The 13,359-nt window shown below is 69.0% G+C and carries 12 protein-coding genes and 1 pseudogene; 5 read left to right on the top strand and 8 right to left on the bottom strand.

Annotated features, from left to right (window positions below; translation table 11 throughout):
- Nucleotides 1–28: 28 nt before the first annotated feature.
- From ACPXY0_RS16310 to ACPXY0_RS16300, 3 genes are all read right to left on the bottom strand, one after another.
- Nucleotides 29–2,443 (bottom strand): xanthine dehydrogenase family protein molybdopterin-binding subunit, encoded by a 2,415-nt coding sequence (locus tag ACPXY0_RS16310; protein WP_423926356.1) that lies wholly within the window; start codon nucleotides 2,441–2,443, stop codon nucleotides 29–31.
- A gap of 84 nt (nucleotides 2,444–2,527) precedes the next feature.
- Nucleotides 2,528–3,298 carry a hypothetical protein gene (locus ACPXY0_RS16305; protein ID WP_423926354.1) on the bottom strand — a complete coding sequence of 257 codons (771 nt, stop codon included), beginning with the start codon at nucleotides 3,296–3,298 and terminating at the stop codon, nucleotides 2,528–2,530.
- Nucleotides 3,299–3,467: 169 nt separating this feature from the next.
- Nucleotides 3,468–4,385: an amidohydrolase family protein gene (locus ACPXY0_RS16300; RefSeq protein WP_423926352.1), complete on the bottom strand. Its 918-nt coding sequence runs from the start codon at nucleotides 4,383–4,385 to the stop codon at nucleotides 3,468–3,470.
- 20 nt (nucleotides 4,386–4,405) lie between these two features.
- On the opposite strand from ACPXY0_RS16300, the pseudogene ACPXY0_RS16295 reads away from it, so the two are divergent.
- A pseudogene (locus ACPXY0_RS16295) lies at nucleotides 4,406–5,266 on the top strand (IS256 family transposase); the annotation flags it as partial.
- A 106-nt stretch (nucleotides 5,267–5,372) separates the two neighbouring features.
- Here the strand turns inward: ACPXY0_RS16295 and ACPXY0_RS16290 are convergent.
- From ACPXY0_RS16290 to ACPXY0_RS16275, 4 genes are all read right to left on the bottom strand, one after another.
- On the bottom strand, nucleotides 5,373–5,813 hold the full coding sequence (locus ACPXY0_RS16290; RefSeq protein ID WP_423926350.1) for a hypothetical protein: 441 nt from the start codon (nucleotides 5,811–5,813) through the stop codon (nucleotides 5,373–5,375).
- Complete coding sequence (locus tag ACPXY0_RS16285) at nucleotides 5,810–6,172, bottom strand: hypothetical protein (protein WP_423926348.1); 363 nt, start codon at nucleotides 6,170–6,172, stop codon at nucleotides 5,810–5,812. The genes ACPXY0_RS16290 and ACPXY0_RS16285 overlap by 4 nt, the downstream gene beginning before the upstream one ends.
- 182 nt (nucleotides 6,173–6,354) lie before the next feature.
- Nucleotides 6,355–6,651, bottom strand: a complete 297-nt coding sequence (locus ACPXY0_RS16280; protein ID WP_423926346.1) for a hypothetical protein — start codon at nucleotides 6,649–6,651, stop codon at nucleotides 6,355–6,357.
- 267 nt (nucleotides 6,652–6,918) lie between these two features.
- On the bottom strand, nucleotides 6,919–8,274 hold the full coding sequence (locus ACPXY0_RS16275; protein WP_423926344.1) for a sodium-dependent transporter: 1,356 nt from the start codon (nucleotides 8,272–8,274) through the stop codon (nucleotides 6,919–6,921).
- 112 nt (nucleotides 8,275–8,386) lie between these two features.
- Between ACPXY0_RS16275 and ACPXY0_RS16270 the strand changes: the two genes are divergently transcribed.
- The 3 genes from ACPXY0_RS16270 to queF are packed head-to-tail and all read left to right on the top strand — an operon-like array spanning nucleotide 8,387 to nucleotide 11,126.
- Entirely contained in the window at nucleotides 8,387–9,487 is a 1,101-nt protein-coding gene (locus ACPXY0_RS16270) for a hypothetical protein (protein WP_423926342.1), read from the top strand.
- Nucleotides 9,484–10,725 carry a dicarboxylate/amino acid:cation symporter gene (locus tag ACPXY0_RS16265; RefSeq protein ID WP_423926340.1) on the top strand — a complete coding sequence of 414 codons (1,242 nt, stop codon included), beginning with the start codon at nucleotides 9,484–9,486 and terminating at the stop codon, nucleotides 10,723–10,725. The genes ACPXY0_RS16270 and ACPXY0_RS16265 overlap by 4 nt, the downstream gene beginning before the upstream one ends.
- Complete coding sequence (gene queF / locus ACPXY0_RS16260; protein ID WP_423926338.1) at nucleotides 10,722–11,126, top strand: preQ(1) synthase; 405 nt, start codon at nucleotides 10,722–10,724, stop codon at nucleotides 11,124–11,126. Before ACPXY0_RS16265 ends, queF begins: the two co-directional genes overlap by 4 nt.
- 4 nt (nucleotides 11,127–11,130) lie before the next feature.
- Here queF and ACPXY0_RS16255 read toward each other — a convergent pair whose 3' ends face one another.
- A complete protein-coding gene (locus ACPXY0_RS16255; RefSeq protein WP_423926336.1) occupies nucleotides 11,131–12,699 on the bottom strand; it encodes an N-acyl-D-amino-acid deacylase family protein in 1,569 nt (522 codons plus the stop codon).
- 67 nt (nucleotides 12,700–12,766) lie between these two features.
- Between ACPXY0_RS16255 and ACPXY0_RS16250 the strand changes: the two genes are divergently transcribed.
- Complete coding sequence (locus ACPXY0_RS16250) at nucleotides 12,767–13,354, top strand: OmpH family outer membrane protein (protein WP_423926334.1); 588 nt, start codon at nucleotides 12,767–12,769, stop codon at nucleotides 13,352–13,354.
- Nucleotides 13,355–13,359 lie beyond the last annotated feature (5 nt).

Here is a 13,359-nt window from a genome sequence, read left to right as displayed (position 1 = left end):
GTGGGAGGCGCAGGGGTGCGGTCGCGGTTCAGGCCACATCCTCGCGGGCGGCCGCCGCCGCGTGCGCGCGCAGGACCCGCCACACCCGCTGCGGCGTGAAGGGCAGCGCGTCGATACGGACCCCAACCGCGTCGTAGATCGCGTTCGCGATCGCGGGGAGCGACGGGTGGAGCGGCCCCTCCCCCGCCTCCTTGGCGCCGTACGGTCCCTCCGGATCCACGGACTCGACGATGAGAGCCTCGAACTCCGGACAGTCCATCGACGTGGGGATCCGGTAGTCGAGGAGCGACGGCGCCATGTGCAGCCCGCCCTCCACCTCCCCCTCGCGAAAGACCTGCTCCTCGAAGATGGCCTCGGCGAATCCCATGTACGCCGAGCCCTCGATCTGGCCTTCGACGAGGACCGGGTTGAGCGCCCGCCCGCAGTCGTGCGCGACCCAGATGTGCTTCACGTCGACGACGCCCGTGTCCTCCTCGACCTCTACCTCGGCCACATGCGCGGTGAAGGAGTAGGCGGGGGAGGAACCGATCGTCCCGCCTCGGTACTCCCCGTGGACGTCCTTCGGGGTGTTGTAGGAGCCGACGGCGCCCAGCAGCCCGAACTTCGCCTCGGCCAGATTGAACGCCTCCGAGATCGGGAGCCTTCGGTCCGCATCTTCCGGGGCTTCCCGGTCGAACGCCCAGCCGCGGGCCAGCCGCACCCGGCCGGCGGGCACGCCCCACGCCTCGGCGACCGCCTCCGTCACCTGCGCGCGGAGGGTCCGGCAGGCCTCGACGCAGGCGTTGCCCACCATGACGGTCTCGCGCGACGAGTAGGCGCCGAGGTCCACGGGCGTGAGGTCGCTGTCGGCCGAGAAGACGCGCACGTAGTCGAGCGGCACGCCGAGTTCCTCGCAGGCGATGTAGGCCATGGTGGAGTCGGAACCCTGTCCGATCTCCGACGCGCCGTGCAGGACGGTAACCCGGCCGGAGCGTTCGATCTGCACCTGCACCGCCGCCTGGGGCATCTCGTTCGGGTAGATGGGATAGTTGGTGCCGGAGATGTAGGAGGACGCGGCCACCCCGAGACCCCGGCCGCCTGGCAGCTGCCGGTAGCGCCGCTTCCAGTCGCTCGCCCGCTCGACCGCCTCGAGGCACTCCAGGAACCCGTTCGAGCGCACCTTGAACTCGTTCACCGTCCGGCCCGTGCCCATGAAGTTGCGGCGGCGGAGTTCGAACGGATCGAGGCTGAGCCTCTCGGCCATCTTGTCGAGCGAGATCTCGTACGCGAAGCGCGGCTGCACCGAGCCGTGGCCGCGCTTGGGGCCGCAGGGGGCGACGTTGGTGTACACGCGGGTCGAGTCGAAGCGGTAGGACTCGATGTGGCAGGGCGAGGTGAGGAGCTGCCCCGAGTAGTACGTGGTCACGAGGCCGAACGACGCGTAGGCGCCGCCATCGAGGACGGTCTTCGCGTCGAGCGCCATCAGCTTCCCGTTTCGGGAGGCGCCGAGCCGGTACTTCATGTGCATCGGGTGGCGGCCGCGGTGCGAGTAGAACACCTCCTCTCGCGTGTAGAGGATCTTCACCGGACGGCCGGTGCGCATGGCGAGGAGGGCGACGCAGAATTCCAGGTCGAACGGCTCCGACTTGCCGCCGAAGGCGCCGCCCACGGCTGGCTGGACGACGCGCAGCTTCGCCACGTCGTGGTCGAGCACGCGTGCGAGTTCCCGCTGCAGGTAGTGCGGGACCTGCGTCGAGGACCACACCTCCAGCAGGCCGTCCTGATTGAGTCGGCCGATCGCGCAGTGCGGCTCGATCGGCGTGTGCGTCGTCCCGTGGAAGAAGTACTCGCCCGCCACCGTGACGTCGGCCCGGGCCATGCGCTCGTCCACGTCCCCGAACTCGAGGTGGACGTGCTTGAGGATGTTGCCGTTGTGGCCGGACTTTCGCGGCGCGTGGATGGGCTCCGCCGCGCCTTCCGGACTCAGCGACTCCCCGGGGGAGAGATAGACGGGGAGAGGCTCGTACTCGACGCGGATCCGCTCCAGCGCCGCGTTCGCCGTGTCCTCGTCCACCGCCGCCACCGCAGCCACCGCATCGCCGATGAAGCGCACCTTGTCGACGCACAGCGCGTGTTCGTCGCGTGTCCACGGGATGATCCCGTACGGCGTCGGCATGTCGCGGCCGGTGATGACGCCGTGTACGCCTTCGAGCGCCTCGGCGGCCGATGTGTCGATGGCGACGATCCGCGCGTGCGCCTCCGTGGAGCGCAGGATCTTCCCGTGCAGCATCCCCGGCAGGACGATGTCGTCGGTGTAGATCTCGCGGCCGGTCGTCTTGCGCAGCCCGTCGACCTTGCGCGCACGGCGACCCAGCGCCGTGAACTCGGCGTCGGCGAGCCCGGGGAGCCTGTCCGGATCCTCCGCGGCAGCACGCTGCGCGGGCGTCAACTCGTGCGGATGCATGGCCTCAATCTACGCCGCACCCCCGGACCGCGCCTCTGTGCGCGCGGCCGGTCGGACGCCGTTACCGCGGAAGTTGCCCGAGCATCAGTTGCAGGTGGAGGGGTCCACCGTGATCGTGACGGCCTTCGCCGTAAGCGTCGCCCCTTCGCGGTCCCAGTTGATGAGCGCATTGGCGCCCAGCCGCTTCGCGTCCGCCACCAGCTTTCCGATGGCCTCGCGGAGTCCCGAACCGGAGCCCGCCCCTCCATCCAGCCTGCGCCGCCCGGATTGGAGCGCGGCGATCTCTGCGGCGCTGAGCGCCATGACCCGCGACGCCAGGGGAACGGCCGCCTCCACCTCGCCGTGCTCTTCCTCCCGGGGGCACGCCTCGAACGCCTCCCAATCGGAGTCGCAGCGCAAGAGGCGCAATCCTCTCATACGGCCGGTTGGATCCACGCGGGAGTCGGGACAGGCCCACAGACGGTCGTCCCCGTCGGCATCCGCCAGCGTGAAGCTGAGGTCCACCCTCAGGAAATCGTCCGTGAGGGTCGTGACGACGACGGCCCCACCCAAGGTCGCCGCGATGGGTTGGACCGCCACCTCGACACCGAGCGGAACATGGCAGAGCACATAGCCGCCGTCGAGCGCGGTCTGTCCCTCGGTCCGCACCGCGTCGCCGTCGTTCTCCCACGTCGCGACAACCGTCGCGCCGGGCAAGCCGATGCCCGCTTCCGCGTCCGCCACGAGACCCCAAAGTGCGCCCGTGCCGAGCTGCGCGTCCGGGCAGATCTCGTCGAGCTCCTGGGCGATCGCACCGCTCGCGGCGAGAGCCAACGCCGGCACGGCCCCCAGGAGTGTGGCCCCGAATCGTCTCATCGTCTCCACCTTTCCGGCGATGGCGGGAATCAGATCACCCCGGGTCGCCGGCGTCGGGGTGGTAACCGAACCACGTTAACTGTTGCTCAGCGAGGGGTCACGCTCCCGCGCCGATCGCGGGATCCGTCGGGCCGGCATCTCAATTCGCCGCCACGGCGTGTCGGTGCGGTCATCGGTCCGCGGCCTCATCGAGCATGGCGTCCAGTGCGGCCCGGTCGAGCCATTCGCCCCGCCGCACCACTCCCGCGATCCGACGCGTGTTTCCGATGGCTTCCAGGGGGCTGCCCTCGACCACCATGCCGGCGCCCTCGCCGCGATCGAGGAAGCGGGCCGGGTTGACCGTGGCGCTCTGCAACTCCTCGTACGGCGAAAGACCCGCGGCGACCAGTTCCTCCAACTCGCGATGGAGGGCGAAGCCGAGTGGCGGAGTGTCCGTGCCGGCCATCACGGGGGCTCCGACGGCCACCAGCGCGCGGATCAGGGAATCGGCCACCCCGAAACCATCCATCGCGGCTTCGAAATCGGCCGACGTGAAGTTGCTCAGCCACGGGATCGACATGCGCTCGGTGTAGAAGGTGCGCATGTCCCCGGTCATGTGCGAAGCCTCTTCCGAGGCGAGGTAGGCGTCGACGAGGTGGTCCGGCTTCATGATCATGCGCACGGAGAGCGTCGGAACGTTCCACGCGCCGGCTTCGCGGGTGCGCTCGGCGAGCGCCCGGATCCGCGAGGGGTCTCCGTGCGCCCAGGCGAGCGTGCGCGATCGCAGGTCGGGGCCGGGCTGGGCCGGCGCGTCGTCGGGCACGAGGTGCCAGATGTAGCCGCGCAGGTATTCGATGCTGGCCTGGCCGGCCGCGAGGGCACCCTCGAGTCCCGCCTCGAAGGGCACGTGTCCCGCCACCGGTATGGCGAGTCCGCGCGCCTCGGCGACGATGCCCCGGTAGGCCGCCGCCGGCACGTTGTTGTACACCTTGATGAAGTCGTACCCGGCGGCGTGCTGCTCCCGCACGGCGCGGGCGCCGTCGATGCTGTCTCGGACGATCACGCGCCCCGCAGTGTCGATGACGGTCGCGAATTCCGGGGGCGGCAATCCCTCGATGATGGCCCCCGAGGGGACTTCTGGGCGACGGGGCGCCGCTGTCGAAGACCTCGGTGGGCCGGCTGCGCGTGAAGTGGACGGCGGAGTACGAGGCGTGGCGCCGGCGGCCGCTGGGGGACCGGAAGGTCGTGTACGCGTGGGCGGACGGGATCTACGTGAAGGCGGGCCTGGAGCGGGACAAGGCGGCGCTGCTGGTGGTGATCGGCGCCATGAGCGACGGGACGAAGGAGGTGCTGGCGGTCGTCCCCGGCTACCGGGAGTCGACCGAGTCGTGGGCGTCGGTGCTGAGGGATCTGAAGTCTCGGGGCCTGGGAACCCCGAAGCTGCTGGTGGCCGACGGGAACCTGGGGATCTGGGGCGCGGCGCGGGAGGTGTGGCCGGAGGCGGCCGAGCAGCGGTGCTGGAACCACAAGACGACGGGCGTGCTGGACCGGCTGCCGAAAAGAGAACAGGCCGAGGCGAAGACGTTGCTGCGGGCGGTGGCCCACGCGCCGTCGCGGGCGGAGGCGGTGCCGGCGCGCGACGCGTTCGGGGCCCGCTACGGGGCCGCGCAACCGGAGGCCGTGTCCGTGCTCGAGGACGACTGGGACCGCATGACCGCCTTCCACGACTTCCCCGAGCCGCACTGGCGGCACCTGAGGACGACCAACATCGTCGAGAGCCCCTTCGCCTCGGTTCGGCTGCGCACCACGGCCGCGAAGCGGTTCAAGCGGGTGGACAACGCCACCGCGCTGATCTGGAGGCTGCTGCTCGTGGCCGAGAAGCGCTTCCGGAAGCTGAACGCTCCCCAGTTGCTCGGAGATGTCTACGAAGGGAAGAGGTTCGAGGACGGAAAGCCCGTCCCTCAAGGTCGGCGGAGGATCGCCGCCTGATGCCTTTTACACACCTTTTGGTCCGACCTCGAGTTCTCGTCGTGCTCCCGCCTCTCCCGCGAGACAGCCATCGTTCGACGGCCCCCGGTTCACCGAAGGCACGGACTCAGCCGACGGACGGATGCACCGCCGTCACGCACTCCGCAATCATGTCACCGACAAGTTCGGCTTCCGGAGAGTCGGCTGCGGGCAACCCCGCTATCTCGCTGTGGGAGGGATCGGGTTCGAACTCACCTTCCGCCGGCAACGGGTCGTGCACGAAGCGAAGGTTCGCGAGTTCCGCATGCACATGTCGTTTCGTCCGGCCGGCGTGTAGTTCGGCAAGACAGCCATTGGGACGCAACTGCAGCCGGCTCCGTCGCCGCACCTCGTCAACTTGTTGCGCCTTCGAGATGCCGGGAAAACACTCGAGCCAGTTCACGGACAGGCTCTCTTCGCCGGACCTAAGCTGGAACGTCTCGCCCCCCACGGATTCATCTTCCCTGACCAGCGTCGGTTTCGTGTAGCGTACCACATGGCTGTCGTCGGGCAGCTCGTCGCCTCTCATCCGCTCATGAGTTTGTCGAGCCCGAAGGCTCGAATCTGCCCTCTGACGCCATCCAATGTGTCCTTGCCGGCCACGCGAGAAACGTCCGCACCATGATCTCGGCGCTTGAATATCACATAGCTTGCAGCCTGCCCTCCACGAAACTGGACGCCGACATGACCGCCATCATCGTCTTTCCACACTGCCCGGAGATTCCCGTTGTCGAGAAGCACTAGAGATGCTCGTCGAGTATAGGCGTTCGACTTGATGAAATTCAAAAAAGCGTCCTCGGACTCCGCCCGGAGCGTGATTCCGTCTGCTTCTCCGTATTCTCGCAACGTCGCAACTCGCTCTGCGTACGCGTTCAAGACGGTGAGCAATCTATGTAACTCGGCCCATTGTTGCGGCGCATGGTCAGTGAGGAGACTCGTGCGCATATGGTCGAGCTGTAGCTGTGCCACCAAACGACTGAGGTCACCCAAAGAGGACTCTTGGGCGCGAGTCGGATTATACCGTACGAATGAAGGAGCGTCGTCGGACCGTAGCACGGTCATCGTTGACATCACTGACCCTCTCCGTTCAAAGGAGGACGAGGCTCGGGAGTGGAACGCACTTCATCGCCGCGTGGTTCACGTCTTGCGTTGAACTTGCTCATGTAGAGATCCACCGTGCCATCGGCCTCCTTGGGTTCCACTTCGAAGAACACATGGTACTCCCGCTCTGGTTCCGACTCGGTCGGCTCGAGCCAGAGATTCGTTTTCTTCAGAATGTCATGCAATGAAATCTTGACTTCCTGGCCTGCCGGAAGATAGAAGACGACTGCCTTAAAGGACGAATCTTGCATGTAGACGTTCTTCACCTCGTACTCGTGCGAGGAGTGTTCGTCCGGCCTGTATCTCATGCCCTCCGCCTTTGTGCGCCAAGTCCACGGGATGACCTTGGGTCAAGGTTAGTCGATCTCCCGGTGCCGGGGAAGCGCGACGAGGAGCCGGGACCATTTATTACCAAGCTCGCCGCGTAACCGGCGCGAACACGCCGGATCGCGTGCTGGAGGCGGATCGTACCCTCGGTGGCGAGCGCACGTTCCCGGCATGTCGTCCGGGCCGGATCCTCTGCCCGCAGGGATTCACGCCCCCGCGAAGACGCCCAGCACATCGCTGAGCAGCCACCACGCGCCGACGGCGAGGATCGCGGCGGGGATGACGAACCGGAGCCAGTAGTAGAGCCAGATCGGGGGCACCCCCCGCTTTGAGCGCTGATCCTCGCCCGCCGCGAGTTGCCGCAGCACTTCGGAGCGGTCGAGGGCCCAGCCCACCGCGACGACCGAGAGGAGGGCGCCCAGCGTCTGGAAGCCCGACCCGAAGGTCAGGTCCCAGGGCGTGAACACGCCCATGTTGATCATCGGGGGGAGCGCGAACACGAACACGACCGCGGTCGTGAGGCCCACGGCGCGCGGACGGTCGAGGCGGGTGTTGTCGGTCACGCCGGCCACCAGCACTTCCAGCGCCGCCACGTCCGAGAGGTAGGCGCCGCCGAACAGCGCGAGGAAGAAGAGCGTCCCGAACACGGCGCCGGCCGGGATCTGAGCGAACACCTGGGGCAGCGTCGCGAACAGCAGGCCGGGGCCGCTCCCCGGTTCGAGGCCGAACGCGAACACGGCGGGGAAGATCACGAGCCCGGCCAGGAGACCGGCGCCCAGGTCGCCGCCCGCCGTGAGGACGGCGTTGCCCCGCAGCGAGTCGTGGCGGTTCAGGTATGAGCCGTACACGACCATGAACGTCCCGCCCAGCGAGAGGCTGAAAATGGCCTGACCGAGCGCCGCCAACATGACGGGCGGGGTGAGCGCCCCGGGGTCGAACGCGCCCAGATACCAGCGCAGGCCCTCGCCCGCGCCCGGAAGGGTCAACGAGCGGACGATGAGGATCAGCAACCCCGCCAGGAGCGCCGGGACGATGAACCGGCTCGCCTTCTCGATGCCGCCCCGCAGGCCCCTTCGCAGCAGTGCGGCGCAGGTGAGGAGGACGACGCCGGTGCAAACGCACTGCAACAAGAAGGAGCGGAGCGAGAACCCATCCTCCGGAGGGAGGATCGCCGCCGCGTCGAGTTCGATGCCGACGCCGGACAGCAGCCCGGCCAGGGCGTGGTACAGCACCCAGCCGAGCGCGTTCGAGTAGTAGCCGGTGGCGGCGGTGACGCCGACGAAGAAGATCCAGCCCAGGGCGCGGCCGAAGGGGAGACCGGCCGACTCGAACGCGCCGACCGGGCCGCGGCGGGTGTGCCGGCCCAGCGTCCATTCGGCCATGAGCGCGGGGACGCCGATCAGCACCGCGGCGAGGACGTAGAAGGCCACGAAGGGGGCCCCCCCGAACTGCCCCACCATGTACGGGAAGCGCCACACGTTCCCGAGGCCGACCGCGACGCCGATCATGGTCGCGACGAGCCCGAAGCGGGAGCCGAACGTCTCGCGTCTGTCTCGTTCCATCTTCGGCCTCTAGCTTGGTGCGCCCGTGGCAAGCCGCTGCCCGGCGTCCCCGTTAACCCGCTGAAGGGCGAAACCTTGCGGGACGGGCCGGCCGAGAGAAAGGGACGTGCGCGTGAAAGCCCCCTGGTTCCGCCGCTATCTCCTCCCGGGGCTCGTCTTCCAGTCGGCCGTCATCGCCGGCGGATACGGCACGGGGCGGGAGAACGTCGAGTTCTTCCTCTCGATCGGGCCCACCCCCGGGCTCGCCGCCATGGCGCTCTCGACGGCGATCTGGAGCGCGGTCTGCGCGGTCACGTTCGAACTCGCGCGGCAGTTCCGGAGCTACGAATACCGCAACTTCTTCAAGCGGCTGCTCGGCCCCTCGTGGACGCTGTTCGAGGTCACGTACGTGCTGCTGACGCTCCTCGTGCTGGCGGTCATCGGGGCGGCGGCCGGCTCGATCGCGGACGAGACGTTCGGGCTCCCCTATGCGCTCGGCGTCATCGTGACGCTCGGGTCCGTGGCGCTCCTCCTCTTCTACGGGAGCGTGACGATCGAGCGCTTCTTCGCCGGCTGGTCGTTTGCTCTGTACGGCGTTTACGCAGCGCTCGTCGTCTGGTCGCTGATGCGCTTCGGGTCCAGTCTGGGCGAGAGCTTCGCCGCGAGCCCTCTCGAGGGAAGCTGGGTCGTGAACGGGATCCAGTACGGCGGCTACAACCTCTCCGCGGCCGCCGTGGCGCTGTTCACGGTCCGGCATATCCAGACCCGGAAGCAGGCCGTGTCCGCCGGGCTGCTCGCCGGCGTCATCGGGATGGTGCCGGCGTTCTTCTTCTACCTCGCCATGGTGCCGCACTACCCCGGGATCGTGGACGCGACCGTCCCCTCCAACCTCATCCTCGAGGCGCTCGGATCGCGGACGTTCCAGATCCTCTTCCAGATCGTCCTCTTCGGCACGCTCATTGAGACCGGCACGGGGATGATTCACGCCGTCAACGAGCGGCTGGCCGCCACCCGGCGTGAGCGGGAGGCAGGGATGCCCAGTTGGGCCAGGCCGGTGGTGGCGGCGGTCTTCCTCGGGGTGGCGCTGTCGCTCACACCGCTGGGCCTCATCGACCTCATCCGGCAGGGGTACGGGACGATCACGTGGGGGTTCATCGTCTACTACGTCCTGCCCGTCCTCACCGTCGGCGCGTGGCTCGCCTTCCGTAAGCGGGGCGCGGAGGGCGCCACTTGAACACGCGCGCCATCCTAATCGGCCTGGCGCTGGGGCTGGGCCTCGGGGTCACCGCCTCCACCACCGGATCTCCGGCGCTCCTGCGCGCGGCCGAGGCCGTGGACCCGCTCGGGCAGGTCTTCCTGCGCGCGATCCAGATGGTCGTCATCCCCCTCGTGGCGGTGATCGTGTTCGTCGGCGTGGGGCGGATCGGGAGCCTGCGCAAGCTGGGGCGTCTCGGGGGGCTGGCGGTGGGCTTTTTCTGGGTCACGACGCTGCCGGCGATCCTCATCGGGATGGGCGTGATGCGGCTCGGGCTCTCCTTTACGGCCCCGGTGGCGCCCCCGACCGATGTGGCCGAGGTGGCGACTGGGTCGCCGGGCGTGGTCGACTTCCTCGTCAACCTCGTGCCCCGCAACCCGATTCAGGCCGCGGCGGACGGGGCCCTCCTCCCGCTCCTCATTTTCATGGTCCTCTTCGCCGCGGCGACGACGACGCTCCCGAAGGAGAAGCAGGAGATCCTCACCTCCTTCGCGGAAACGGTGAGCGAGGCGCTCATCAAGCTCATGAACTGGGTGCTGTGGACGGCGCCCGTGGGCGTGTTCGGGCTGGCGGCGCCGGTCACGGCGCGCACGGGGATGGCGATGCTGCAGAACCTCGGCGTGTTCATCCTCGCGGTCGTGGTCGGCCTGTTCATCATGAAGGCGCTCGTCCTGCTGCCGCTGGTCCGGTTCGTGGGGGGGATGCCGGCGGGACGCTTCATCCGCGGGACGGTGGGGACGTACACGGTCGGCTTCAGCACGACGACATCGGTGGGCACGCTGCCGATGATGCTGCGGGAGGCGGAGAAGCTGGGCCTGTCCAGGAGCAGTTACCGGCTGATCCTGCCGCTCGCGGCCTCGATCAACCGTCCGGGGAGCGCGCTCTTCCAGGGCGCGGCGCTCGTCTTCCTCGCGTCGATGTACGGGGTATCCCTCGGGCCGGCGCCCGTGGCCGCCGCGGTCCTCGCGACCTTCCTCGCGGCGATGACGGTGGCGCCGGTGCCCAGCGCCAGCATCGTGTCGCTGGTGCCGGTCCTCAACGTGGTGGGCGTGCCGCTCGCCGGACTCGGCATCCTGCTCGGGATCGACCGGGTGCCGGACGTGTTCCGCTCGGCGGCCAACGTCATCGGCCACATGGCCGCGACGACGACGGTCGATGCGATGACGCGCCGTGATGAAGAAAAGACGGGGACGGACGAGGAGACGGGGGACGGATGACGAGACTTCCCGCCAGCGGGCCGCTGCCGAGGCCGCGGGACCCCGAGGAGGGACGCGAAGTGCTGCGCGCGGAGGCGATCCCGGCGCCGCAGGTCCAGCGCGTGGTGCTCCGGGCGCTGGAGTTCACGTCGCTGTGCCCGAAGACGGGACAGCCGGACTTCGGGCGGGTGACGATCGACTACGTGCCCGGTGAACGCCTCCTGGAGTCGAAGGCGCTCAAGTTCTACCTGTGGTCGTTCCGGGACGAGGGAGAGTTCTGCGAGACGCTCGCGGCCCGGATCGCCGACGATGTCGTGTTCGCCATCGCGCCGCGCTGGGTGCGCGTGATGGTCGAACAGGACGCCCGCGGCGGCATCGAGATCGTCGCCACCGCCGAACGCGGGGAGCCCGCTACGGACTGAAGCCTCAGCCCGGGCGGCGCAGGGCGCGGCCGGGGCGGACGCCGGTCGGCTCCCCGGCCGACCAGGTCTCCACGCCGCCGAGCCACACGCTCTCGATGCCCGTCGCCTGCCGGGTCCCGTAGTCGAAGGTCGAGCGGTCGATCACGCGCTCCGGGTCGAAGATCGTCAGATCCGCCCGGGCTCCGGCGCGCAGCACCCCGCGGTCCGTGAGTCCGAGCCGCCGCGCCGGCATCGAGGTCGCGCGCGCCACGGCCCGCTCGAGCGTGAGAACGCCCCGCTCTCGCGCGTAGTGGCCCAGCACGCGCGGGAAGGTCCCCGCCCCGCGCGGGTGGGCGCTCCGGACCCCGCCGTCGCTCGCCGTCATCACCCACTCCGACGCCATGAAGGTGTCGACATCGGCCTCGTTCATCGTGTGGCCGATGAGCCCCGACCCCCCGTTCTCCATGATCCACATATAGGCTTCGACCTCGGTCATCTCCTTGAGCCGGGCGATCTCGTCCAGCCGGAGCCCGTTCAGTTCCGGGTCGGGCTCGAAGGCCACGATCTGGAGCCGGCTCCCTCCCCCGGCGGCCTCGATCCCCTTCGCCACGGAGTCGGGGTTCGAGAACATCCTCGAGCGGACCACGATGGCGAGCTCCGACTGCCAGGCCGCGTACGGGTACTGGTCCGCCGTCACGTCGAGGCCCGCTTCGTTCGCCTCCCGGATACGCTCCAGGACATCCGGCGCCCGCCCCCACACGGAGGCGTTCCCCGCCTTGATGTGGGAGATCTGCACGGGGAGGCCCGCCTCGCGACCGATGCGGATGGCTTCGTCGACCGCATCGAGCAGCCCCTCCTCCTCGTCCCGCATATGCGACATGTAGAAGCCGCCGTGGTCCGCGGCGACCCGAGCCAGTGCGATGAGTTCACCGGTGGAGGAATAGAAGCCGGGGTCGTACTCGAGCCCGCTCGAGAGCCCGAACGCGCCCTCCCGCATACCCCGCTCGACGCGCACCGTCATGTCCGCGATCTCGGCGTCGGTCGCGGTGCGGCGATACTCGTCCCCCAGCACGGCCCCGCGCACGGTCCCGTGTCCGACGAGCGTCGCGACGTCCACCGTGGGACGGAGTTCGTCGATCCGCCCCAGGTAGTCGGAGATCGGCCACGGCGAGGAGCCGTCCGCCCCGACGACGAGCGTCGTGATCCCCTGCGCGAGCTGGGTCGTGGCGAGCGGCGAATCGAACAGGCGGGTCGTGGAGTGGTTGTGGATGTCGATGAAACCCGGCGCGAGCACGAGCCCGCTCAGATCCCGCCGCTCGGCGCTCGGCGGGGCGTCAATGGAGCCCCGCGCGCCCACGGCCGCGATCCGGCCCGCCTCGATGAGGAGGTCGCCCGCGTAACCCGGGGCACCCGACCCGTCGATGATCGTCGCGTTCGTGAACAGGACGGCGGCCGCCCCCGCCGGAGCGTCCGGGGTCGCCTGCGCACCGACCTCATGCGCCGCCCCAAACCCCGCTGTGGCCGCCAGGATCAGCGCCGCCAGGGAGGGGCGGCCGCGCCCGCGGACAACGTCGTGCTTCGTTCGATCAGGCATATCGCGTTACTTTCTCCCGCCATGTGCCGGAACCCAGTGAGATAAGGGAAGAATAGAGGGAGAACCGATGGGAAGATACGCAACTCCGGCCGGATCCTCGGCCTCGATCGGACGCGGGTCCGCGCGCCTGCTCCTCGCGCTCGCCATGGCGCTGGCGGGGACGGTGCCCGGGGCGCTGGCCGCGCAGGCCGAAGCGGCCGGGGAGACGCCGCTCAGGATCGGCGTCATCAACGTCGACGCGGTCGCGCTTCAGTCCCCCGCGGGCCAAGCGCTTCAGCAGGAGCTGGTGGCGTTCCAGGAGGATGTCCTGGTCGAGCTTCAGGCCCGGCAGGAGACCGTGCGCGAAATCGAGCAGCGCATTGCCGAGGCGGACAGTCTGTCCGTCGACGACAGGCGGGTGCTCGAGCGCCAGTACCAGGACGCCCTCACCGAGTTTCAGCGCTTTCAGCAGGACAAGCAGGAAGAGGCGACGGTACTCCAGGGCGAGGGCCAGGCCCGGATCCGGGAAGAAATCGGCCCGGTGATCGCGGCGATCCAGTCGGATCTCGGCTACGATCTCGTGCTGAATTCGACGAGCCCGATCATCCTCTTCTTCAGCGAGCGCATCGACCTCACGCAACTCGCCATCGAGCGCCTGGAGGCCGGCTCGCCGTAGCAGGC

The sequence above is a fragment of the Candidatus Palauibacter sp. genome (genome assembly GCF_965237495.1).
In the GTDB taxonomy this organism is placed as follows: Bacteria; Gemmatimonadota; Gemmatimonadetes; order Palauibacterales; family Palauibacteraceae; genus Palauibacter.
This window is presented reverse-complemented; position numbering and strand designations above follow the sequence as displayed.